This window comes from Antrihabitans stalactiti, from assembly GCF_012932915.1.
GTDB lineage: Bacteria > Actinomycetota > Actinomycetes > Mycobacteriales > Mycobacteriaceae > Antrihabitans > Antrihabitans stalactiti.
In genome coordinates, this window is sequence record NZ_VCQU01000010.1 from 44,171 (window position 1) to 67,928 (window position 23,758).

A 23,758-nucleotide genomic window follows, 5' to 3' on the forward strand; every position below is an offset into this window, starting at 1 on the left:
GATTTCTCCAAAGTTGGCCCTCGTGAGTCTTTTAGGAGTCCCTGGACTCCTAAAAGACTCACGAGGGGTGGGGGTCAGTGTGCGGTGGCCTTTTCGGCGCCGACGCCGGTGAGGGACCGAACTTCCATCTCGGCATCCTTGGCGGTGTTGTCCTTGTTCTTCGCGAGCAACGTGCCGACGATGCCCAGGACGAAGGCGAGGGGGATCGAGACGATGCCTGGGTTGGACAGCGGGAAGTAGGCGAAGTCGGATCCGGGGATCATCGCGGTCTTCGATCCGGACACGGCCGGGGAGAAGATGATCAGGACGATGGTCGAGATCAGGCCGCCGTACATGCTGCACAGTGCGCCGGTGGTGTTGAAGCGCTTCCAGAACAACGAGTACAGGATCGTCGGGAGATTCGCTGCCGCGGCGACCGCGAAGGCGAGTGCGACGAGGAACGCGATGTTCTGACCGTTGGCGAGGATGCCGAGACCGATCGCCAGGACACCGATGACGACGGCGGTGATCCGCGATACCCGGACCTGCTCGTTCTCGTCCGCGTTGCCCTTCTTGATCACGCTGGCGTAGATGTCGTGCGCAAACGAGGTGGACGCGGTAATCGTCAGTCCGGCAACAACTGCCAGGATCGTCGCGAAGGCGACTGCCGATATGACGCCGAGCAGGATCACGCCACCGAGTTCGAACGCGAGCAGTGGGGCTGCCGAGTTCTGGCCACCTGCCGCAGCAAGGATCTTGTCGGGTCCGACGATGGCCGCTGCGCCGTAGCCGAGGATCAGGGTGAACAAGTAGAACGCGCCGATCAATGCGATGGCCCAGACCACGGACTTGCGGGCTTCCTTCGCGGTCGGCACCGTGTAGAAGCGCATCAGGACGTGGGGCAAGCCTGCGGTGCCGAGTACCAGTGCGAGACCGAGGGACAGGAAGTTCAGCTTCGCGGTGTTGCTGCCGCCGTACTGCGCCCCGGGCTCGAGCACGTCGCGCGCTGCAGCGGCCTTATTGGTGGAACCCGATACCGTCTCCTGCGCGGAGCCGAGAATGTCGGACACGTTGAAGCCGAACTTTGCCAAGACGAGGACCGTCATGAATGCCGCGCCCGCAATGAGCAGGACTGCTTTGATGATCTGCACCCAGGTGGTGCCTTTCATGCCGCCGACCAGGACGTACACGATCATCAGAACGCCGACGACCGCGATGACGATCGACTGGCCGGTGCGGCTCGAAATGTTGAGCAACAGAGCGACGAGTCCGCCGGCACCTGCCATCTGCGCGAGCAGGTAGAACAGCGACACGATCAGGGTCGACAACGCGGCCGCGGTGCGGACCGGACGCTGCTTGAGCCGGAAGCTGAGCACGTCGGCCATCGTGAACTTGCCGGTGTTGCGCAAGAGTTCGGCCACGAGCAGCAGTGCGACGAGCCAGGCGACCAGGAAGCCGATCGAGTAGAGGAAGCCGTCGTAGCCGTAGACGGCGATGGCGCCTGCGATGCCGAGAAAGCTTGCCGCGGAAAGGTAGTCACCTGCGATGGCGATGCCGTTCTGTGGGCCGGAGAAGCCGCGGCCGCCGGTGAAGAAGTCGGCGGCGCTCTTGTTGTTGCGACTGGCCCGGACGACGACCACCATCGTGACCGCGACGAACAACGCAAAGATGCCAATGTTGGCAGCGGGATTGCCGACTGCGCCGCCGGCGGCGAGAGTGCTCATGACTGTGTGCCTTCGAGTTCGTGACGGATCGCTTCGGCCCGAGGATCGAGCTCACGGTTGGCGAATCGGACGTAGATTCCGGTGATTGCGAAGGTGGTCACGAACTGTCCGAGCCCGAGCAGCAAGCCGAGGTTGACGTTGCCGAAAACTCGCGTCGACATGAAGTCGTGCGCGTACGTGCTGAGCAGGACGAAGGTGACATACCACAGCAGGAAGAAGGCGGTCATCGGGAAAACGAAGCGGCGCAACCGGCTTCGTAGTTCCTGGAATTCAGGACTTGCTTGCATGTCGATGAAGTCCTGGGCGGTCGGTGTGCGCGGCGGCGGCGCAACCTGAGGCTGAACGGCAGGTGTGGTCATAGAGAGGACGCTATTGAGATGGCCGTCACAGTTGAAGTGTGTGGTACCGATCACGCGGTGAGCTGTTCACCTTTGCGACGAGCGGTCGATTGCGTGCGACGAACGGTCAGGCAGAATGGAGCCCTTGTTCGCGGTCGCTGCCCATGCCCAGGCGTTCCGGCGCGTGCAGCCGAGTGAAGATGCGGCTGACGTCCAGCGCGGACTGACCGCGGGTCAGCTTGCTCACCAGCACCATCGAGGCGAAGGCGGCCGGTACGCTGACGGCGGCCGGATAGTCGAGAATCGCGGCAGGCCACCCGCCCCAAACCGTGTCGGATACACCGCCGAGCAGAGACGCGACCGTTGCTCCCGCCGCGATGACGCCGCCGGTGATCAACCCGGTAGCGGCACCCGCGGCGGTAAGTCCGCGCCACCAGATTCCGAGCACCAACAGTGGACACAACGTCGATGCTGCGACACCGAAAACCAAACCGACCGAACGGGATACGTCGAGCGACGCAACGGTGAGCGATAAGGCGAGCGGTACCAAGCCTGCGGCCACAGCGGCAATGCGGAAGTCACGTACTCGGCCGCGCAGCACGTCCGTGCTGATCACACCCGCGACGCTGACGAGCAGTCCCGATGAGGTCGAGAGGAATGCAGCTAGAGCGCCCGCCGCGACGAGCGCCGCCAGAAGTTGGCCGGGTAGCCCGGCCAACACCGACCCCGGCAGCAGGAGGACGGCAGCGTCGGAGGTTCCTGTGATGAGCAGTTGCGGGACATAGAGCCGGGCGAAGACGCCGAGCAACGTCGGGAACAGATAGAAGACGCCGAGCAGCCCGATGACCGCCAAAGCGGTTGCCCGTGCCGCCCTTCCGTCGGGATTGGTATAGAAGCGGACCAGCACGTGGGGCAGGCCCATGGTGCCGAGGAAGGTTGCCAGAATCAGCGAATACACCTGGTACTGCGGATGCGGACCACCGAAGCCGTTGCCGGGTGCGAGCCAGTCGGACCCGTTCGCGGGAGCACCCGACACCACAGGCACCGCCGAACCTGCCTCCAGCAGCAGCTTCGTGCCCGCCGAGAGTTTGTGTTCGCCGGGAGCCAGAACCACCGGACCGTTCACCGTCGTCCCGTCGACGGTGCCGGTCGCCGTCACAGCCTCGGGCCCGGTGACCTGGACGATCACGTCGACGGTGATATCGACTGTCGTTCGCTCCGAGAGCGTGGGTGGGGCAGGGGAACCGAGCTCGCGGTCGTCGGCGAAGAAATGAAACATCAGGACAACCGCGGGGATGGCCACTGCGGTGAGCTTGAGCCAATATTGGAATGCCTGGACGAACGTGATCGAGCGCATGCCGCCACCCACCACGTTGGCAATGACGATGATGCCGACGAGGGCAGCGCCCACCCAATGCGGTACGCCGAGCACGATATTCAAGGTCAATCCGGCGCCGTGGAACTGGGGAATCAGATACAGGCCACAAACCAGGACGACGATGAGCGTTGCCAACTTGCGCAGTCGTGTCGAATGGAGCCGGAATTCGGCGAAGTCGGGGACCGTGTACGCACCCGACCGGCGCAGGGGAGCAGCAACGAACAGCAGTAGCCCGAGGTACCCGGCTGTGAAGCCGACTGGGTACCAGAGTGCGTCGGCACCGTATTTGGCGATGAGGCCGGCGACGCCCAGAAATGAGGCAGCGGAGAGGTATTCGCCCGATATCGCGGCGGCATTCCACCGTGCGCCGACGCTGCGGGAGGCGACGAGAAAGTCCGACGTCGTCCGCGCGAGCCGGACTCCGTACACGCCGATCGCGACCGTCGCGACGGCCGCGAACACCAGGGCGAGCACGGTCAGTGCGGGTACCGGATGGTGGTCCATGTCAGTCGTCGACCAGCTCGGCGAAATCGTGTTCGTTGCGCTCGGCGAGTGTGACGTACACCCTGCCGACTCCGTAGAGCAACGGATACGCCGTCAGGCCGAGGAGCAACCACGGCAACCGCACCCCGAGCACGGTCGCCGAACCCAGCGCTGGAAACGCGATGCCGAGCAACGGTATTGCGCACAGCACGACGACCGTCAGGACAGCCAGCCGTAGGGCGAGTGCGAGTTGCGCCCGGACCAGTCCGCGCACGAGCGCATCACCGATTGCGGTGTGTTCCTGCACTTCCACCCGCGTACGGACCGTGCGGGCCCCGCGGCGCTGAGCCAGCACGACCCGTTGGCGCGGCGGCGGCTGGCCTGGCGCGGTCACCGTGTCGACCGACTCTGTAGCGGACCGCGAATGAGCCGGTCCTTGAGCGCTCGGGTGTGTCTGCGGCTGACCGGTAGTTCGACTGCGGGGGACTTTCCGTTGGCGCGCAACGCCACCATCGTTCCGTTGCCGCTGGTCCGGATGCCGGTCACCGCCGCCAGGGCGACGAGGTAGGACCGATGGACGCGCAAGAACCCGGCGTCGGACCAGCGAGCCTCCAACGCAGACAACGGTATCCGGACGAGATGCGAGCCGGTGTCGGTGTGCAGCCGTGCATAGTCACCTTCCGCCTCGACCCAGCTGACGCAACGGCGCTGCACCATCCTCGTCACTCCGCCGTGTTCGACGGGGATGACGTCGTCGGGTGGGGGCGCTGCTTGGGCGGTCGGCTTCGTGCGTGCTGCGACGATTCGACGGACCGACTCCGCAAGCCGTTCCTCGCGCAGCGGCTTGAGCAGGTAGTCGACGGCGCCCAGTTCGAATGCAGCAACGGCGCGGTCGTCGTGTGCCGTCACGAACACGACGGCAGGTGGCTCGGCGAAGTCGGAAATGATGCCTGCCAGCTCCAGCCCGTCGAGTCCGGGCATGTTGATGTCAAGAAATATCGCGTCGATCTTCTGCGACCGCAGCAGCCGCAGCGCAGTCGTCGAATCGCCCGCAGTATGAATCTCGCCGACACCTGCCTGCGCGCGCAGCAGGAACGCCAGCTCGTCGAGAGCGGGCTTCTCGTCGTCGACGGCAAGGACGGTCAGGTGCGAGATCTGGGTCACAACGGGTCCATCGTAGGTCGCGGAGGCGCCGCTGCGATGCCTGCCCGAAACTTCGGGACCCGCATGCTCACCTTGGTTCCTGCGCCCGGTGCCGTATCAACAACGAGTCCGTAGTCGTTGCCGAACGCGGCGCGGAGTCGGTCGTCGACGTTCGCCAGGCCAACGTGTGCGGACTCGCCACCTTCGACAGCGTCGAGCGCGCCCGATCGCAACACTTCCGGGTCCATGCCGACGCCGTCGTCTTCGACGCTGACGACGCAGTCGGTGCCCGCATCCTCGGCTGTGACGGTCACCGTTCCGGTCTTGCCCGCAAGCCCGTGCCGGACGGCGTTTTCGACGAGCGGTTGCAGCGCGAGAAACGGCAACACGACGTTGAGCACCTCGGGCGCGACCTGGATCTTGCACTGCAACGCAGACCCGAATCGGGCTCGCTCCAGAGTGAGATAGCGGTCGATGTTGCGTAGCTCGTCGGCGAGGACGGTGAATTCGCCTGCGGTCCGGAAGGAGTAGCGGGTGAAGTCCGCGAATTCGAGGATGAGCTCCCGCGCGCGATCCGGGTCGGTGCGGACGAACGACGCGATCGTGTTGAGTGCGTTGTAGATGAAGTGCGGACTGATCTGCGCGCGCAACGCTCGCACCTCGGCCCGATCGAGTCGGGCGCGCGAGGCATCCAGTTCAGCCAGCTCGATCTGGCTGCTGGCGTAGCGAGCGACTTCGGTGATCGCACTGAGCATCCCGGGTCCCGGCGAGGTATTCGTGACCACGCCGAGAACTCCGACAACCCCGGCATCTTCGACGACCAAAGGTTGCGCGACCAATGCGATCGCGCCGGACCCTGGGTTCGACACGAGCGCACGTCGCCCGTCGACGGCAGATTGGCGGGCGAGCTCGGTAAAGCGTTCTGCGAGTTCCGGATACGGACCATTCCAGGCGAGCAGATCGCCGTCGTCCGAGGCTATGCCCAGCGCATCTGCACCGGTCAGGAGGCGAAGGTGCGGCGCAGCTTCTTCGGCCGATTGCTGGTCGAGGCCACGTCGAAGCGGATGTGCGGCAAGGGAAGCGGTATGCAGCGTGGCATGAACGGCACGCTCGGCCGGCGTCGTCAGTTCGCGGCGCGTCCGCATCCACACGAGCACCGGGACGCCGATCAGTGCCGCAACAACCAACGCGACGACAATTGCGGCGGTGATGATCGGCTCCTTCGGCTACGGCCTGTGTTCGGTCACGGCAGGCGAGGACCCTTACCCCAGTACAGGTCGCCGCGGTCGCGGTGGGCCCAGCCACCGGCGTCGTAGCCTTCGAGTGTGAATGCTTCTTCGCAGAACTGCATTCCGAAGACCGAGAGATAGATGCTGCGGTACACCGAGATGGCTCGTTTCACTCGGTGCATCGCAGCGACCGCTTCGGGGTGCGCTTCGATCAAGTAGTAGCGACGAAAATCCACCACCGGCTCGTCCGAAAACCGGACCAGCCCAAGCCTGTTCAGGTTGCCGAGGTAGTGCTTGGCACGATCGGGCCAGGCGCAGCCTGCCATGTCGGCGACGAAGGAAATACCGGCGGCGATCCTCTGCGAACCGATTCCGAACAATGTATTCGTCCGGATGTCGATCGACGGTTGTGCACCGGCAACAGCGAGGAACCGCAGAATGCGAGCCTCATCCGGTGTGAGCTCGCTCAGGATGTGGTCGAAGGCCGGATGTTCGCGATTGGCTTGCGCGGCAGCGCTCCACGAGCGATACAACAGCTCGTCGCCTCGCCGTTTGAGTCCGCGCGGTGCGCCTTGCGATCGAGACTGCGTCTCCTCTTCGACTCCGAGCGCACTCATCGCCGCAGCACGGACCTGTTCGATCTGCGAATCCAAGATCTCCGAGACTGGGACGCCGGTCGCGAACTGGCTTGCCACGTCACTGGCGTTGTCGACCGAACCTTTGGTGATGACGTTCACGGCTCGAAGCAACGACGCCGCCGTCAGGCGCGCAATCCCCAAGGGGTCGGCGACGTTCGCGCCCATCTTGGCGATGTCGCCGACGGAAAGGCCTGAGTCTTCATCTTTTTCGCTCATGTCATGCTCCGAACAGAACGAGGTGCGCGGCGCCCACGCCAAGACCCAACACTGCGCCGTGGACGTACAACAACCACGCGTCTTGCTCGATCACCGAGTAGATCATGTCCATGAATTGGTCCGGTGGTAGCTCGGCAAGTTTCTGCGTCGCGAATCGTTCGATCTTGGCAGCCTGCGCATCCGTGAATTCCTTGTCCTCGGTGAGCGTGGGCGCGAAGTCGAATGTGGCGCGCGCCGAACCGGCACTGAGGGCGTCGAATTCCTTGGGACCGATCGCAACTCGAACCATCGACTTCATCGGCCCGAGAATGTGGCCGATTTCGTGGGAGACCAGATCTTCGACGAATCCACGTGTTCGGTCGCCGCGCGGACCGTTCATCAGTTCGTCTGCGATGTTGGGGATGGTGAGCACGTCCGTCGCGAGGACCTGACCGAAATCGGCCGCGGCCTTGCCCTGCCGTTTGGCGAGCTTGGCCTGCTTCCACGGGTATTTGTAGCGCGGCTGTGGTTCTGCGGGCTCGAAGACGATCTTCACGGCGAGGTAGTTCACCGTGACGCCGATCAGGGCAGCACCGACAAGCACGACGACCCAGGTAGGGATTGCGCTGACGATCGGCACCTGATGCCAGTAGTAGATGACCAGGGCGAAGATGACGCCGAACGGTAGGCCGAGCAGTCCGATCCGAATCATGAATTTCAGCTCGGGGGCGGCGACGCGCCAGATGAGGTCTTTCATGATCGTCGGATTGTCGGACAGGAATCGAATGGCCATGAGCCGGACGTCGACCATCTGCTCGACGTTCTCGCCGACTTTGTCGAGCGCACGAGTGGTGATTGCGGGCATTTGGTCTTCGATCGTCTTGACGAGAGTTTCCCGTACTCCCGGCGTCATGTCGCGCCACAACTGCGGGTGTTCGCGTTCCATCACGTCGGCGACCAAACTCGGTAGATCCTCTTTCACGATCTCCGTGATGTGGCCTGCCAGTTGTTCCGGCTCGAACTGGAGGTACATGTCTTTGACGTTGCCGATCTTCATGATCGCTTTGTCGACGGCGAAGCAGGCCAGTTTTTCCGCACGTGCAGGAATGAAGCCCTGGTAACCGATGATTCCGCCGGGTGCCCACAGCGGCAGAACCTGCACGCGACGGGGGAGGAACGGGAAGATCGTTTTCAAGCCCGGAAGGTAGAAGCCACGAAACTGCACCGGCGTGAACAGCATGAAAACGCCTGTCCAGTTGGTAATTACGCCTGCGATCACGCTCACGAGCGGGATGCTGATCATGTCGACCCAGAATTTCGACAGGCCGGTCATTTCCTCCCAATCGAGGAATGGACCGCTCGCAATCATGTCCACAATTCCACTTCCATACAGCGTTGGATGGCCAGAGCTCGATGCGAAGTCTAACGGTGGGTGATCCGAATGCGGATCAGTCGAGTATCTGTTGCACGGCCGGGGAATTGAAGAAGTCCGTATGGGTGCGTCGGACGGCGTCCTCGAACATTCCGTTCGCCACCACGAGTTCGAGAAGCGGCGGTGCAAAACGGTTCGCCTCTTCGAGAATGTCGTCGCGCCCGACGCCGATGTCTTCGAGCAACTCGGCCAGACTCGTCTCCCCATACTTCTCGAAGAAATAGCCGACGCCTTCGGCCAAGAGCTCGCGAAAGTACTCCGTTTTGCGGAAGCTGAACCAGAACTCGAAGATCAGGACCAGCAGGTCCTCGATATCGTCGGCCGAGACCAGGTCGCCGAACGAGCTGATCGGCTCGTCGGAGTGTCGCTGCCACAGGTCGACGGTCGCGTCGACGAGCGGGCTGGGTTCGTCGGTGTTTGCCGAGGCGCGGGCTTTTGCCTGAACGTAGCGAACCAGCCGTTCGGATAGCTCCTGCAACCGCAGATCGGCCTGTCGTCCGGCGCCGGGTGCGATTCGCTCGAGGATTTGGGCGCCCGCTTCGATCACCTCGGCCACACCGGGGACCTTCTCGGCGACCCGCCGGTTGTCGGCGATCACGTCTGCTGCGACGCGGTGGACCAGCCACGACGCCCAACTTGTCGCCAGCGGACTTTCGGCCAGCCTGTCGACGAATCGTCCGAAGGCAGGCAAGCCGGTGAGCGAGGCTGTCAGCTCCTCGAACTGCCGTTCGTCGAGCAAGAGACGCAACGGCTCGCGACCGTGAACGCTGTGCCCGTACAAGCGGCGAGCCATCTCACCGGCAAGTTCGGGGATGGATCCGTCGATCCGCCAATTCGCGGCGTATTTCTGTGCGACTGCAGTGATCTGCTCGGCAGTGACCGCTTGGTTCAACGTCAACTTCGCGGCGTCGGCGAGCGTTGCATCGACTTCGCGCTCGATCAGCGCCGTCAACGAATCGCTGGTCAGCTGCTGCCGCCAGTATTCGACGAGCGCGGTCAGCAGAAGGTCGGCTTTCGTGTCGGTCACGAACCAAGGATATGGAAGTGGTCGAGATCGCGCGTCACAGCAGGCGCAGTTCGAGTGCTGGTTGCGGGCGTGCATAGAAGTAGCCCTGAGACAGGTCGATGCCGTGGCCGGCGACCAGAGCGGCTTGTTCTCGTGTTTCGACGCCTTCCACAATGACCTCGAGGTCGAATGCTGCCGCGATGGCGGTGATCGCATTCAGCAGTGGGTGCGCCGCCTCGGTATCGGCAATGATCGCGCCGTCGACCTTGAGGATGTCGCACGGCAGTGTCGCAACCCTGCTCAAAGTGGAGTAGCCGCTGCCGAAATCGTCGACGGCGATCCGAATTCCCATGTCGCGCAACTGCGCGAGGAGTCGCGTCGCGTCGCGAGAATCGGCGGCAAGGTCGGTTTCGGTCACTTCGAGCACGAGTCGTTCTGCGGGCCAACCGGTTCGGGCAAGTATCGCGGCGACGATGTCGGCGTAGGCATGACCGTTGAGCTCGGGGCCAGAGACGTTGACGTGGAGGTCGAGCGGTCGCGCGATGTTCGCCTGCAGCTGGTGAGCCTGGGTACAGGCGAGGTCGAGTACGAGCCGGCCCAGGTCGGAAATGAGGTCGTTGTCTTCGGCGAGTCGTACCAGCCCTTCCGGTGTGATGTCTGGGTGCAGCGTGGCGGGCCACCGCACCAGGGCCTCGACGGCCACCGCTTCGGCAGTGCCGCGATCGGATATCCGGACGATCGGCTGGAAAAATACAGCGAGAGCGCGGGTTTCGATGGCGTGACGGAGTGAGTCGACGATCGCCGGCCGTTCTGCGGACTCGACTACGACGCGACCGCGGCCAGCGTTCTTGGCCCGGTACAGCGCGATATCGGCGCGGCCGATGATCAGCGACGCGGAGTCCCCGCGCCGCCAACTGGTGATCCCGGCGGAGCAGTCCGTGGAGGCGGCCGATCGAAGCTGATCTGCGATCAGTGCTGCTTCCGTCTCGGAGGTGTTCGGAAGCAACAGGGCGAATTCGTCGCCGCCGTAGCGGGAGAGGAGCCGGCCGGGTTTGAGGATGTTCAGCCACGCCTCCGCGACTTGTTTCAGTAGCTGGTCCCCAGCGGTGTGTCCGAGGTGGTCGTTGATCGATTTGAAACGGTCCAAATCGAAAAGCACAAGCGCCAACGACTGCCCGGAAGTCGCTGCCTTCTCCATTTCCACGTAGAGCACATTGTCGAGCCCGCGGCGGTTCAGAAGCCCGGTCAAGGGGTCGAACACCGCTTCTCTCGCGACAATGTTGAGCGCTGTCACCGATGCCCCGACGAGGCCGGCTGCGGTCGCAGGCAGAACCGCCGCCCACCAGGGCATGTCGTCGTCGAGCATTCCGACGACAAGGCAGAAAATGACTACCGTCGTGATGAGGACGGTTGCTTTCGGCCAGCTGAAAGCGAGTGCGGCGTGACACGTGATGCATGTGTAGATGGATGCGATGGCGACATCGCCCGCAACGGTCGGTGCCTGCCCGATCAACACAGTCACCACGACGATCGAGAGGCCGACGAACGCCAGATGCGCGTTAGTTGTCAATCGCGATCGCAGAATGTGGACGCCGATTCCCATGACGATCGAAAAGGCCGAGCCGCCGACAATGATCAACTTGTTCGAATCTGGCGCCGGCATTGCCGATCCGAAGATGATGCCAGCCACGCCGATGACGAGGAAAAACCCTGCTGTCGTGCGACCCATCACGTCCCGGTTGGTCAACGCGGGAGCCGGGATCGCGGCGGCGATCACACGCTGCCGCGCAGTTCGGTCCATTGCGTAACACTAACGACCGACGATGTACATCGGCTGTAAACGGTTCAGGCTCCCAACACAAGGTGGAGCTGAAGCTCGCCGACGAGGAAGCCGAGCACGGCTCCGACAACGATGATCTTCCATTCGTCCTGCTTGAATGCGGGGCGTAACAGTTCCTCGTATTCTTCGTTCGTCATCGTCGCCATCTTCTCGCCGAGGAAGCTGGGTAGGTCGACTACGCCATCCGCGAGGTTGCTCATCTCGACGCCCCGGGTCTTGATCCGCTCGATCACCAGGTCCGCCACTCTGCGCTTGATGCGTTGGTAGGGAAATCCGCCGATGAGGGTCACCACAGGCTTTGCGATTCCGGATTGGTCGTCGACCGCCCGGTCCACCTCATGGGCGATCAGGGCAAGGAATCGATCCGACTTGGGTCCGGTGAGCATTGCTTCGAGCATGTTTTCCGGCGTCAGAATTTCGGCGGCCACGATCTGGGCGTAATCGCGCGTCACCTCGTCGCGCCGCTTGTGGAACACGCCTTGCCAGGTGTAGCCGAAGATGCGACGCGGCTTGACCGGCCGAAAGATCATCTGCAGCGCCAGATAGTCGGTGACAAGACCGGTGATCGCACCGAACAACGGCATGATCCACGGCGAATGCGTGAGGGCGTAAGCGAACACCTGGACCACGCCGATGGCGAACCCGAACGGTATGCCGACGTTGCAGATGAACCTCAGTTCCGCCTTCCCGGTCGTGCGGAACAGCCGGACCGTCAACGCCTTGTCGCGGGTCAGCGCATTGATGGCGAGAGCGCGGATGTCGAGGACGTCGTCGACCTTCTCGCGCATTTCGCCCAGCATGCGTTCGACGGTCGCGGGCATGCTGTCGCCCAGTCGGCCGAGCATGAGGGACTTCGCAGGCGGCGGAATGACTCCCCACAGCCCGGGGCGGGTCTCTTCGAACACCGCTTCGGTCAAATCGGTGATCATCTCGCGCATAGGTACGTCGAGCTTTGCCATCATGTCGTCGACGTCGATGCGGTCGATGATCTCCTGCGGGTTGAGGATTCTGCCCATCAGCAGATTCACAGCGATCGTCGCGATGCGTTCGACACCTCGCGGAACGATGCCCTGCCAACCGAGAAATGGCTTGATGCCCTTGAATTCCAATGGGCGGAACATCATTTCGACAGCCGCCAGCTTGGTCACGTACCCGATGACTGCCGCGATGATCGGCATCGACGCATACAGGTACCAGTGATCCTGGAGGTCTTGCAGAAAGCTGGTCAGGACACTCACCTCAGTAGTTGCCGCACAAACTAGAACGTGTTCTAGTTTCTAGGGTGACATGCACGAAAGCGTCGTGTCAATCGGAGCGTCTATTGACATGAGGCGGGCTGTTGGTCATACACTCACGAAACAAATGTATGACCGGAAGGCGGATCAATGACGATCGGAAGTCGCGTTGTCATCTTGGGCGGCAGTGTCGCGGGGTTGTGCGCCGCAGGCGCCGTCGCATCGCACTTCGACGAGGTGATCGTGCTCGAGCGGGATTCGCTGCCGGCGGATGCGCAGCATCGTCGAGGCGTGCCGCAGAGCAAACACCCGCACTTCCTGTTGAACTCCGGTCGGCGCGCGATCGAGGTGTTGTTCCCGGGTTACGAGGCGGCACTCCTCGCGGCAGGCGGCCGCATGTTGAACCCCTCGCGGGACGCTGCGTATTGCGAGGCGGTCGGTTGGGCGCCGCGAAAATCGGGTTCTATGACGATGATCTACGGTTCGCGAATCCTGATCGAGCGAGTCTTGCGAGACATGGTGCGCAAGCTGGACAACGTGACGATCCGCGAGGACATCGTAGTTCGAGGGATCGAGACCTCGCAGAAGCTGGGCCGCGTCACTGGCGTCCGCTTCGTGGATGGCCAAGGCGAACAATCGATTTCGTCCGATCTGGTCATCGATGCGATGGGTAGAGGCTCGTCGGTCCCGGCGTGGCTGGCTGCGGCGGGCTGGCCGGAACCGCCGGTGCGTTCGCTCGACGCCAAAGTTGCCTATTCGTCGCTGTGGTACCAACTTCCGCCGGTCGAAGAGCGGCCCGACAGTTGGTGGTGGCAGCACTTGGCGATCATGCCCAACCAGGCCAAGGGCGAACATCCCGAGGAATTCGACTATTTGGTCAACTTCTTCCCGATCGAGGGTGACCGCGCAATCGCGTGCATGGGCGCCTGGGGCTTGGAGTTGCCGAAGAAGACCGACACGTTTCTCGAAGCGGCACAACGGATCCGCACCCCGGTGTTCGCGGCCGCGATGCAGAAATGTGAACAGCTCTCCGAGGTGCACCTCACGCGCTCGACCGGCAACAAGTGGCGCCGGTACGACTTGGTGGACAATCCGCCACTCGGCCTGATCGCGATCGGCGATTCGATCTGCGCGTTCAACCCGTTCTATGGCCAGGGGATGAGTTCGGCCGCGCGGTCGGCGCTCATCTTGGCCGAGCAACTGAGTGGCACCCGACAGCTCGACCGGTCCTTCCTTCACCGCTTTCTCGAGGAGCAACGTAAGTCGCTGCGCGTGCCGTGGATGCTCGCGATCGCCCGCGACCAAGGGTACGAACACGCGACCGGCACCGAGATTGCGTCACCGCTGCGGCGCAAAGTCTCCGCGGCGATGGTGTGGCCGGTATTCAACCTCATCACGGCCGCCGGACGCGAGGACGACGTCGTCGAAGATCATTTCGCTCGCGTCTTCAATCTCGACGAGTCGATGATGGAGATGGCCAGGAACCCGCGCGTGCTCGCCGGTCTTCTGCGCTACAAGGTCAAGCTGATGCTCGGACGGCAGAAGATGCCGAGGAGCTTCGACCTGCAGCTCGATCCACCTGCGACGGACTACACCTTGAGTGCGTCGGCATGACAGCGACGTGTGACGCCGCGGCAGAGCGCATTACGGCGTCGTTGGGCTTCTCCTGCCATGACGTGAACCCGGTGCTCACGGTCCGGAATCCCGCCGATCTGGCGAACTGGACGATGCCGGTGCTCGAGGTGCTGATCATCGGTGGTGCGATATTCGCGTTGGTTCATGCGCTGCGACGGCTGCGTCGTGACGGAGATCCGACGAATCTCGCGCTGTGGTTCGCATCGCTGGTGTACCTGTTCGTCGTCGAACCGCCGTTGTACTTCCCGGAGTGGTTCGGCCTGGAGGACCAATTCGGGTTCATTTTTGCGCACAACGTATTCACGGTGCAGTTCATGTACGACCGGCTCCCGCTCTACATCGTGGCGATCTATCCGGTGCTCAGCCAGCTTGCCTACGAGCTGGTTCGGGTGCTCGGCGTCTTCGCCCGCAGGGGCGCCTTCGTCGGCGCGGTCTGCGTGGCGTTGGTGTGCCAAGTGTTCTACGAGGTCTTCGATCAGCTCGGTCCGCAGCTGAAGTGGTGGGCGTGGAACCTCGACAACAAGGTGAACCATCCGCTCATGGCGGCTGTCCCGATGAACAGCGTCGTGTTGTTCGCATCGGTGTCGTTCGGCGCGATCACGTTTCTGGTCGTGAAGCTGGTCGGCCAGCCGGTCTGGCGCGGCAGGCGCTTGCCGGCGTGGTCGCTGGTTCTGCGCATCGTGATTGCGGGCGCATTGGCGCCGCTGGCGATGCCGATCGCCGGATTGCCCACCGCCCCATTCGGCGGCGACGATCCCAACACGACTGGTCAAGCGATCGTGCTGGCCATCGAGCTGGCGTTGTTGTGGGTGGTCGGCGGGACGATTTTGGTCCGGCAGTGGCTGGACCAGCCTGTTCCCACCGAATCGGAACCGGTCGACGCGTTCGTGCGGATCTATCCGGCCGTGTACCTCGTTGTTCTCGGCATTCTGTGGGTAAGCGCGTTGCCGGCGTTCATCGGGGCTCGTGACGGCATCACCCTCGACGGCACACCGATCGGCAACGGGCCGTACACGTTGTTGTGTTTCGTCGCATCCGTTGCGTGCGTCGCTGTAGCCCTGTTCCCTCGACGTCGTGCGATGATCCCGGCGTGAGAACTCGCGGCTGGAACGGCGACCTGCCCCGAGACGAGGACGATGCGCGCAAACGCATCGTCGACGCAGCCACGCGTTGCGTCGATCGACTCGGACCGACGAAGGTGAACATCGCTGCCGTTGCGACCGAGTTGGGGATCACTCGTCAAACGGTGTACCGATACTTTCCTGGTTTGCCGGACTTGCTCGCAGCTGTCGCGGAAGCGGGCACCGAGCAGTTTCTGGCGCGGATGGAGGCGCATCTCGCCCACGTCACGAGCGCCGAGGAGGCCGTTGCCGAGTCGATTGTGTTCTCGTTGAACGCGATTCCGACCGAGCCCTACATCGGTCTGCTGATCCAGGCGGGGGAGAACGAGGTCTTCAGCCGAGGAGTGACGTCGTCGCAGGCGATGTCGTACGGCGCGCAAATGTTGGGCCGTATGCCTGTCGATTGGGATTCGATCGGGGTCCGCGGGGGAGACCTCGAGTCGCTCGCCGAGATCATCATGCGACTCATGGTGTCGTTTCTCGAGTATCCCGCCGACCCGCCTCGCTCCGACGACGAGGTCCGGACGTTGGTTCGGCGGTGGCTCGGTCCCGCGCTAGTACACCGATCGGTTTAATCGAAGGTAAAGTGGTGCAGGTGGCGGCACGAGACAGACTTATTCAAAGCACGATCGACCTCGTGCGACGAAACGGCGTCGCGGGAACCGGGGTCGCGCAGCTGCTGGAAAACAGCGGGATCTCGAGGCGGACCATCTACCTCAATTTCCCGGGCGGGAAGTCCGAACTCGTTGCCGAGGCAACCCGGGTCGCCGGGCGAGCCATGTCGACCTTCGTCGAGAGTGTCGCGAATCCCAGCGCCGACGATGCGCTCGCCGCATTCGTCGAGTGGTGGAAGCAGTTCGTCCTTGCCAGCGACTTCACTGCCGGATGCCCGATTGTCGCTGCCGCGCTCGGCAGGTCCGAATCGGCCGAGGCCGCCGACGCTGCCGGCGAAGTGTTCACAGACTGGGAGCAGATTCTCGCGGCCCGGCTGGAGCGCGAGGACGTCGAGGCGGACACTGCAAAGTCCCTTGCCACGACGATCATTTCCGCAATCGAGGGTGCAGTGGTCGTGTCGCTTGCTACCCATTCGACCGCGCCGCTCGAACGCACCAGCCGGCATATGGCCGAGCTCGTCGCACTCCACGCGCCGGTCAAGCGCGACTGAGTGCGGCCCTCATGGCCGGGAATACCCCGACCACTGCGGCGACTGCGAATGTGAACAGCAGCAGGTGAGCCGAATTCACAACGTCGGCACCGAGATTGACGAGAACCCCGGCGAGCGCGGCACTGAACGCGCTGGCGATGATGAAGACGGTGTTGATGCCTGACGCTGCTTTCGCGCCTTCTTCCTCACTGCCGCTAGTGCCGAGCGCGGTGACCGTGAGGTGCGGGAAGGCGATTCCGATGCCGCTGCCTGCGGCGAACAGTGCGAAGAACCAGCCGATGATCATCCACATGCCCGGCGTCGTCACGGTGAGTGCGCCGTAGAACACGAGACCCACTCCTAGGACGAGCGGTCCAGCGGTGGTCAAGCGGCGCACTGTGTTCCGGCTGGTCGCGGTCGCGCTGACTATCTGTGACAACGACCAACCGAGCGATAGCGAGGCACCGAGGAAGCCTGCCGTGAGTGGTGCGAGCCCACCGATCTCCTGGCCGAAGAAAGGAATGAACGCCTCGATGCCGATCCCGAACGCGAGCCCGCCGACGGTGAGGTACACCCACGGCAACCTCGACCCACGCTGAAACGTCACGGCAGGCAACACGGCACCGTGCGCGCGACGGTCGTGGTCGATGAACCATACGGCGGTCAAGATCCCTACTGCGATGGTCGCAATCGTCCAGAAGCCATGGGGGACAATGCTTGCGACGCTCACCGATGCGACCGCGACGGTCAGGAGGAACAGCGAACCGGCGGGGACCGCGCCCGTCGGCTGCGCTTTCGTCGTCCGCGGAATGACCCGCACCGTGAGTAGGATCAGAATGGCGGACGTCGCAACGAGAAGGCCGAATGCGCCACGCCAGGAATCGAATTGAGCGAACAAGCCACCGGTGAGCGGTCCGAGGACGTTGCCGACACCCCACATCGCCGACAGCAGTGCGGCCCCGCGCGCCCAAAGCCGTTGGGGGAGAGCGCGCTGAATCAGCGCGTAACCAAGGCCGGCAAGCAGACCGCCGCCAAGGCCTTGCACGGCACGACCGGCCAGTAGCGCAAACATGTTGGGGCTCAACGCGGAGATCAACGATCCTGCGGCGAAAAGGCCGAAGGCGCTGACGTAGGCCGTCACCGAGCCGTACTTGGTGAGAATGCGGCTGACCAGCATGGCCGTGATGATCGAGGCGACGAGAAATGACGTCATCGTCCACGCGTAGTACTGCTCGCCGCCGATATCGCCGACGATGGTGGGCAGCAGGCTCGTGGTGATGTACACGTTGCTCGCTTCGAGCAGCACGCCACCGGCGAGCACCGCGGCGACCGGCGCATATTTGCCGGTGACGAGTTCGCCCCACGTACCCGAATGCTCTGCTGCGTCAAGCGTCGTCTGCGTCATACCAGCGACGCTAAGTCCTCGAGTTGACTTGAGGTCAAGGGGTTTGTCACTCGACACGATGCGCACCTGGACCTTGTTCGCCGAGTTGGTCCTCCGGGTTGAGCAAGCGGCACGCCTTCATCGACAGGCATCCGCAGCCGATGCAACCGACGAGTTCTGCTTCCAGCGACTCGATTGTGCGCCGCCGTTCTTCGAGGGTTGTCTTCCACGCCCGCGAGATTCGTTGCCATTCGCGGCGAGTGGGCATGCGGTCCATCGGTAACGGCGCGAGCAAGTCGCTCACCGTGGTGAGGGGAATGCCGAGCCGTTTTGCGATGACGACGAGACTGACTCGCCTGATCATGTGCCGCGGGAAACGGCGTTGATTCGTCGACGTCCGTTGGGCGGCGATCAAGCCGAGACTCTCGTAGTAGTGCAGCGCAGACACCGCGACGCCAGTGCGTCTGGAGACTTCGCCCACCGACAGCAGGTCGTCGGGATCGAGATCGGTATCGTCGTGCACGTGCGCCGTGCTCATACATCGACGGTAGCGAACGAGACCGACATTCCGGGGTTCCTACACTGAGGTGGTGACCGAGCCTGCGGAACGGCGACTGAACCAGGCAATCGGCATCTGGATTGTCGGGGTCCTCGTCTACCTGCTGGCGGTGTTCCACCGATCCTCGCTCGCTGTTGCGGGATTAGCCGCGACCGATCGGTTCGATATCAACGCCGCTCAACTCGCGACGTTCACCATGCTGCAGTTGCTGGTCTACGCGCTGATGCAAATTCCGGTCGGCCTTTTGGTCGACCGATTCGGTCCGCGCAACGTGCTGCTCGTGGGAGCTGTGCTGCTCACGCTGGCGCAGACCGGTTTCGCCTTCGCCGACAGCTACATTCCTGCACTGGTCGCGCGAGTGTTCGTGGGCATGGGCGATGCGATGACGTTCATTTGCGTTCTGCGGCTGGTCAATTCGTGGTTCGGTCCGCGTCGGATTCCGCTGGTCACGCAGCTGACCGGCGTCATCGGCCAGGCTGGCGCGATCATCGCGGCCATCCCGATGACGTTCGCGCTCGGTCATCTGGGCTGGACCAAGGCGTATCTGTTCGCGGCGTCGCTCGGCATCGTGCTCATCATCGCGCTGCTCGTCGTCGTCCATGACGCGCCAGGGTCGCGGTCGTTGCGCGGTCCGTCGCTGACACCGGCCGAAATTCGCCGCAGTCTCGCAATGTCGTGGGAGCACCCGGGAACTCGGCTGGGATTCTGGATGCACTTCTCGACCCAGTTCAGCGCAACGACCCTCGGTTTGCTGTGGGGCTATCCGTTCTTCGTCCGCGGGGAAGGCACGAGCAAAGAGGTCGCGGGTCTGCTGCTGACCATCATGGTGGTGGCAGTGATCAGCGCGGGACCGGTCCTGGGCTGGCGGATCACTGTCCGGCCGTGGCATCGGTCGACGATCGTGCTCGGCATCGTGTCCGCGATCGTCGTCGTATGGACGGTCGTCTTGTCGTGGCCAGGCAACGCGCCGCTGTGGCTGCTTGTTCTCCTCGTGGTGGTCACCGGAGTCGGCGGTCCGGCGTCGATGATCGGCTTCGATCTGGGGCGGACGTCGAATCCACCCAACCGCCTGGCCAGCGCGACCGGAATCATCAATCAGGGCGGCTTCTACGCCAGTCTTGTGTTGGTGATTGCGATCGGGCTGATCCTCGACTGGCGAACACCGGGTGCGAGTACCGAATACTCGCCCAACGCATTTCGCTGGGCGATGAGCTTCCAGTACGTCCTGTGGTCGCTCGGGCTCGTCCAAATCTGGCGTTACCGCATCAAAGCCCGAGCGCGGCTGAAGAGCGAGGATCCGGACCTGTGGGCGGAATTGTCGCGCGGCAATTCTTGACGTTGCGCGCTAGCTCCGGGATGCGGCCGCCGCCAACTTCTTCGCGCTTGTGTCGAGAACCTGGCCGAATGCAAGTTGCAGGATCCGTTGGGCGAGCGCGGCCGTCACCTTGCCGCCGGCGAGGAGGGCAATGTCGTAGCTGGAGCGCCACACGACGCGGGAACCCCCTGGTGCCGGCGTGACTTCGATCGTTCCGCCGAAATGGGTTATCGGCGGAACCGCCTTCAGGATTTGGTACCCGAAGGTGTGGGGCCGATCGACGACGGTGATCTCCTCACGGAACCATGCGCCCGCGCCGATGACCTCGCGCACGGCGCCCACACTCCATCCGCCGCTGCGACCTTCTTCGATTCGCTTCACTCGCAGGACGAGAGCCGCGAACTTCAGGTTGTTCGAGTCGGTGACGATATCGAACACCGCTGCCGGTGGTGCCGCGATGACGCGTTCGACCACGATCGTTCCCATCGGGTTGTCGATAGGCATGTGGCTTCCTTTCCTCGGAAAGTTCAGGATCTCACCACCGTCAGAAGGGCGCTGGTTCTTCCGGTTGTGTGGTTGGTGGTGCTGGTAGTTCTGGGTTTCGGGTGATGGTGAGTTTCGGTTTGAGGTGTGCTGGTGGGACGGCGGTGGTTCTGCCGCCCGGTGTGGTGATGAAGTGTTCGCCGTGGCTGCTGGTCCAGCGGATTCGGCTGCCGGGTAGTGCTTCTGCGCGCCATAGTTTGAGGGTTTTGAGGGTGTGGTGGAGTTGGCAGAGGCATTGCAGGTTTTCTGGGAGGGTGAGTCCGCCGTCGGGTGGGTTGGTTTGGTCGAATTCTTCGATGTGGTCGAGTTGGCATTTGGCTGCGGGCACATTGCAGCCGGGGAAGCGGCAGTGCTGGTCGCGGGCGCGGACCAGGGCTGTTGTTTCGGCGTTGGGTCGGTAGATGAACGCGGTTTTCGGTAGTCGCAGGCTGGTGGGTCCTTGGACGCGGCCGACGTGGACTGGGATGTGTCGCTGGACCGCCGGCGGTGGGGTTGCTGCTGGCACGACCGGATCTGGTTGCACAGCTGCGGGTTCGGGAATAATGCCAGCGTTGTGGCGCCCGCCGCGGGCGACGAATTGGGTGGTGGGTTCCCGTTCGATGAGGCCGTGTTCTTCGGCGAGGTGCAGGCATTCGGTGAGCATCACTTGCCAGGTGCCGTCGTCGGCGAGGGTGCGAGCGAGGTCGGGGTCGATCGGTCCGTGACCGTCGAGGTAGGCGGGGTTGGAGAGCAGTCCGAGCAGGGTGGCGATATCCACGGTCACTTGGACGAGGGGTGTGCGGCGTTTGTCGCTGCGTGGTTGACCGGCGACAGCGCAGTCGTCGCGTCCGCAGGAGCAGTCGAGGTGGGTTTCGCCGTGCATGAGGGCCATGAACGCGTCGGCCATGCGGTAGTCGCGTCCGCGGGTGTCGTGTGTGCAGACGGTGTCGGCGATTTCGGTGAGCCGTTGCAGCACGGCTTCGGCTTCGTCGGGGTTGACGTGGGCTTCGATGACCGAGAGGGCGTCGCCTCGACGGCGGCGCACCCGACGGAACTGTTGTTGTTCTTTGCGGAGGGTGGCGTATTCGTCGGGGCTGGTCCGGATCAAGGTTTTGTCGATGGCGCGGGCCAATGGTCCGGGCGACATGTGTAGGGCGTCGGCGAGGATCTCTTCTTCGGCTTTGTCGAGGGTGTCGTGGGTGAATCCGGTGGTGGCGCGGCAGATCCGGGCGACGCGGGGGTAGTCGAGTTCACCGGCGGCGAAGGCGGCATTCACCCGAGGGAGTCGCAACCGCAAATCCATGCCGACGCCGGCGAAGGTTTCGGCGGTGGTTTTGGAGACGCCGAGGCGGACGGCCATTTCGGCGAGGGCGTTGTTGCCGCAGTCGATGATGGTGCCGGTGGCGAGTTCGGCGTCGCGTTCGATCCAGTCCGACCAGAAGTGCCCGGCGGCGGTGATCTTGGCGTGGGCGGCTTTGTTCTCCGCCACAGACGCGGTGGTCATGTGGTCGAGCAGTGAAATGGACTGTGTGAGAAACGATCCCCCGATATCGAACATATGTTCAGTGTACCAACAGTGAGCGCTGGCCGCCAGAACTTTCGTAGGAAAGCCGACCTGAACTTGCTCACGCGGGAGAAGTTTTACGCGTGACGGTTGTTCGATTCGCAGGCATCCCTACCTGACCGGGCTCGTCGATTGCACTCTGGTCAAGGTCCATATCGAGGGAGTCCGCGATGCGTTCGACGGCTCGTTCACCAAATGCGTGGAACGCAATGTCCCTGCACTCCAAAAGGTTGAACAGGGCACGTGGCTCGCCTGGTGAGTAGGTTGAACTCATGACCGTAGGGACGATTTCGCAGCTGTGGCGTTACCCGGTCAAGTCGATGGGCGGCGAGCAGCTGACCGAGACCGTCGTCGACAAGCGCGCATTCCATGCGGACCGGCTGTGGGCGGTCCGCGACCTCGAACTCGGAGTTGTTACCACCGCACGTCGGCTGCCGCTGCTCCTTGGCTGCTCGGCACGTTTCCTCGCCGAGCCGCCGCAGGGGGTGGGGCCGGGGGACATCGCGGATGTCGCGGTCACCTTTCCGGACGGGTCGGAGGTCACGACCCACGACCGCGAGCAGTTGAACGCGAAACTGAGCGAGCTGATCGGCTCGGCCGTCGCGCTGGTGCCGTTGCCGCCGATCACCGACAAGTCGGCCTACCGAACCTTCTTGACGTCGAAGCGCGACATACGTCGACAATTCGACCTCGGCGACGATGACGACCTGCCGGACCTGTCGATGTTTCCGGTCCGCAAACTCGCCGAGCTGGCGGTCTACGCCACGCCGATCGGCATTTTTGCTGACGCGTATCCGATCCACGTGATTACGAGCTCGAGCCTCGCGGCAATGGCAGAGCACGAACCCAACGGCGACTTCGACGTCCGGCGATTCCGACCCAACATCGTCATCGACACCGGCGACGTACGCGGTTTGCTCGAGCAGGCCTGGTTGGGCGGCGTCCTGCGATCTCCGGACGCAGCGATCAGAGTCGAAATCCCTACGATCCGTTGCTCGATGCCGTTGCGCGAACAACCGCAATACGGACTCGGGTCCGATCCGAGCGTGGTGCGAACGATCTCCCGCCACGCAGACCGTTGTTTCGGGATCTACGCGGACGTCGAGCAGGCGGGAACATTGCACACCGGCGATCCCATCGCGTATGAACCACCTGTACGGCACGGGACGATCGAGTCGACCGTCGGTCGCTTCGCAGACCGGCTCAAGCGCAACGCCATTCGCGCGGGAAGTCGGATCTTGCCCGCATAGCGTCAGGGCTCGCCGATTTCGTCATCGGCGGGGGACTGATCACGACGACCTGACCTCACAAGGGGTGGCGTAGATACCGCTGCACGGTCGGTCCGATCTGGCGCACCAACTCGTCCCGACTCGCTTCGGCCACCGGTGGCAGCCGGAGCAGGTGGCGGCTCAGGGCCAAACCAAGCATTTGAGTCGCGATCAAACCTGCGCGATGCGGTGCAGTGGTCGGGTCGTCGACAGCTGATGCGACGGTTGGAAGTAGTTGCGTCGCAAAGATAGTCCGCATCCGATCGGCGGCCGCGTCGTCGGACACGGCGGACCGCAGCAACGTCAACATGACTTCGCCGGGATCACCTTCCCAGCGGTCGATGAAGTGCGCGACGAGCGTCTCGCCGAGCTTCGATCGCGCGACGCCGACGAGGTCGGGCAGCAACAGGTCCGTGTCGACGGCCGCGGCGAACAGGCCGTCCTTGTTGCCAAAATAACGCATGACCATTGCTGGATCTATCGCGGCGTCGGCAGCGATCGCGCGGATGGTGGTGCCGCGAAAGCCGTTGGCCGCGAATTGCGATCGCGCTGCCGCGAGGATCGCTGCCTTGGTCTCGTCGGACCGTCTCGTCATGAGTGACCACGGTATGCCAACAACTGTTGAC

The 23,758-nt window shown here is 63.3% G+C and carries 22 protein-coding genes; 6 read left to right on the top strand and 16 right to left on the bottom strand.

Annotated elements, in window-relative coordinates; all coding sequences use genetic code 11:
* Positions 1-74: 74 nt before the first annotated feature.
* From FGL95_RS24740 to FGL95_RS24790, 11 genes are all read right to left on the bottom strand, one after another.
* Positions 75-1,703: a solute symporter family protein gene (locus FGL95_RS24740; protein ID WP_169592214.1), complete on the bottom strand. Its 1,629-nt coding sequence runs from the start codon at positions 1,701-1,703 to the stop codon at positions 75-77.
* Positions 1,700-2,062 (bottom strand): DUF485 domain-containing protein, encoded by a 363-nt coding sequence (locus FGL95_RS24745; protein ID WP_169592217.1) that lies wholly within the window; start codon positions 2,060-2,062, stop codon positions 1,700-1,702. Before FGL95_RS24745 ends, FGL95_RS24740 begins: the two co-directional genes overlap by 4 nt.
* A 106-nt stretch (positions 2,063-2,168) precedes the next feature.
* Positions 2,169-3,923 carry a sodium/solute symporter gene (locus tag FGL95_RS24750; RefSeq protein ID WP_169592220.1) on the bottom strand — a complete coding sequence of 585 codons (1,755 nt, stop codon included), beginning with the start codon at positions 3,921-3,923 and terminating at the stop codon, positions 2,169-2,171.
* 1 nt (position 3,924) lies between these two features.
* The gene (locus FGL95_RS24755) at positions 3,925-4,296 is read right to left on the bottom strand and encodes a hypothetical protein (protein ID WP_169592223.1); all 372 of its coding nucleotides are present in this window, start codon (positions 4,294-4,296) and stop codon (positions 3,925-3,927) included.
* Positions 4,293-5,066 (bottom strand): response regulator, encoded by a 774-nt coding sequence (locus FGL95_RS24760; RefSeq protein WP_169592227.1) that lies wholly within the window; start codon positions 5,064-5,066, stop codon positions 4,293-4,295. The genes FGL95_RS24755 and FGL95_RS24760 overlap by 4 nt, the downstream gene beginning before the upstream one ends.
* Positions 5,063-6,190: a sensor histidine kinase gene (locus FGL95_RS24765; RefSeq protein WP_169592672.1), complete on the bottom strand. Its 1,128-nt coding sequence runs from the start codon at positions 6,188-6,190 to the stop codon at positions 5,063-5,065. Before FGL95_RS24765 ends, FGL95_RS24760 begins: the two co-directional genes overlap by 4 nt.
* A 98-nt stretch (positions 6,191-6,288) precedes the next feature.
* Complete coding sequence (locus FGL95_RS24770; protein WP_240963284.1) at positions 6,289-7,128, bottom strand: Abi-alpha family protein; 840 nt, start codon at positions 7,126-7,128, stop codon at positions 6,289-6,291.
* Position 7,129: 1 nt separating this feature from the next.
* The gene (locus FGL95_RS24775) at positions 7,130-8,476 is read right to left on the bottom strand and encodes a DUF445 domain-containing protein (protein WP_206072297.1); all 1,347 of its coding nucleotides are present in this window, start codon (positions 8,474-8,476) and stop codon (positions 7,130-7,132) included.
* A gap of 79 nt (positions 8,477-8,555) precedes the next feature.
* Entirely contained in the window at positions 8,556-9,566 is a 1,011-nt protein-coding gene (locus FGL95_RS24780) for a hypothetical protein (RefSeq protein ID WP_169592233.1), read from the bottom strand.
* A 34-nt stretch (positions 9,567-9,600) separates the two neighbouring features.
* Positions 9,601-11,346 carry a putative bifunctional diguanylate cyclase/phosphodiesterase gene (locus tag FGL95_RS24785; protein ID WP_169592236.1) on the bottom strand — a complete coding sequence of 582 codons (1,746 nt, stop codon included), beginning with the start codon at positions 11,344-11,346 and terminating at the stop codon, positions 9,601-9,603.
* A gap of 44 nt (positions 11,347-11,390) precedes the next feature.
* Positions 11,391-12,623, bottom strand: a complete 1,233-nt coding sequence (locus tag FGL95_RS24790; RefSeq protein ID WP_169592239.1) for a DUF445 domain-containing protein — start codon at positions 12,621-12,623, stop codon at positions 11,391-11,393.
* 147 nt (positions 12,624-12,770) lie between these two features.
* Here FGL95_RS24790 and FGL95_RS24795 point away from each other — a divergent pair, with 147 nt between their 5' ends.
* From FGL95_RS24795 to FGL95_RS24810, 4 genes are read left to right on the top strand one after another with little or no spacing between them, the layout of a single operon-like run.
* Positions 12,771-14,234, top strand: coding sequence for an FAD-dependent oxidoreductase (locus FGL95_RS24795; protein WP_169592242.1), 1,464 nt, complete (start codon positions 12,771-12,773; stop codon positions 14,232-14,234).
* The gene (locus FGL95_RS24800) at positions 14,231-15,349 is read left to right on the top strand and encodes a hypothetical protein (RefSeq protein WP_169592245.1); all 1,119 of its coding nucleotides are present in this window, start codon (positions 14,231-14,233) and stop codon (positions 15,347-15,349) included. Before FGL95_RS24795 ends, FGL95_RS24800 begins: the two co-directional genes overlap by 4 nt.
* Entirely contained in the window at positions 15,346-15,951 is a 606-nt protein-coding gene (locus FGL95_RS24805; protein ID WP_169592248.1) for a TetR family transcriptional regulator, read from the top strand. Before FGL95_RS24800 ends, FGL95_RS24805 begins: the two co-directional genes overlap by 4 nt.
* 20 nt (positions 15,952-15,971) lie before the next feature.
* The gene (locus tag FGL95_RS24810; RefSeq protein WP_169592251.1) at positions 15,972-16,541 is read left to right on the top strand and encodes an LmrA/YxaF family transcription factor; all 570 of its coding nucleotides are present in this window, start codon (positions 15,972-15,974) and stop codon (positions 16,539-16,541) included.
* On the opposite strand, the gene FGL95_RS24815 is transcribed toward FGL95_RS24810, so the two are convergent.
* Positions 16,528-17,925 (bottom strand): MFS transporter, encoded by a 1,398-nt coding sequence (locus tag FGL95_RS24815; RefSeq protein WP_169592255.1) that lies wholly within the window; start codon positions 17,923-17,925, stop codon positions 16,528-16,530. The two genes, FGL95_RS24810 and FGL95_RS24815, sit on opposite strands and share 14 nt — an antisense overlap.
* Before the next feature lie 46 nt (positions 17,926-17,971).
* Complete coding sequence (gene soxR, locus FGL95_RS24820; RefSeq protein ID WP_169592258.1) at positions 17,972-18,442, bottom strand: redox-sensitive transcriptional activator SoxR; 471 nt, start codon at positions 18,440-18,442, stop codon at positions 17,972-17,974.
* 52 nt (positions 18,443-18,494) lie between these two features.
* On the opposite strand from soxR, the gene FGL95_RS24825 reads away from it, so the two are divergent.
* Complete coding sequence (locus FGL95_RS24825; RefSeq protein ID WP_169592261.1) at positions 18,495-19,799, top strand: MFS transporter; 1,305 nt, start codon at positions 18,495-18,497, stop codon at positions 19,797-19,799.
* Between the two features lie 9 nt (positions 19,800-19,808).
* Here the strand turns inward: FGL95_RS24825 and FGL95_RS24830 are convergent, their stop codons facing one another.
* Positions 19,809-20,282 (bottom strand): SRPBCC family protein, encoded by a 474-nt coding sequence (locus tag FGL95_RS24830; RefSeq protein ID WP_169592264.1) that lies wholly within the window; start codon positions 20,280-20,282, stop codon positions 19,809-19,811.
* A gap of 40 nt (positions 20,283-20,322) precedes the next feature.
* A complete protein-coding gene (locus tag FGL95_RS24835; protein WP_169592268.1) occupies positions 20,323-21,858 on the bottom strand; it encodes an HNH endonuclease signature motif containing protein in 1,536 nt (511 codons plus the stop codon).
* A 278-nt stretch (positions 21,859-22,136) separates the two neighbouring features.
* Here FGL95_RS24835 and FGL95_RS24840 point away from each other — a divergent pair, with 278 nt between their 5' ends.
* Positions 22,137-23,114 carry an MOSC domain-containing protein gene (locus FGL95_RS24840; RefSeq protein ID WP_169592272.1) on the top strand — a complete coding sequence of 326 codons (978 nt, stop codon included), beginning with the start codon at positions 22,137-22,139 and terminating at the stop codon, positions 23,112-23,114.
* A 55-nt stretch (positions 23,115-23,169) separates the two neighbouring features.
* Here FGL95_RS24840 and FGL95_RS24845 read toward each other — a convergent pair whose 3' ends face one another.
* A complete protein-coding gene (locus tag FGL95_RS24845) occupies positions 23,170-23,727 on the bottom strand; it encodes a TetR/AcrR family transcriptional regulator (RefSeq protein ID WP_169592274.1) in 558 nt (185 codons plus the stop codon).
* Positions 23,728-23,758: the final 31 nt, after the last annotated feature.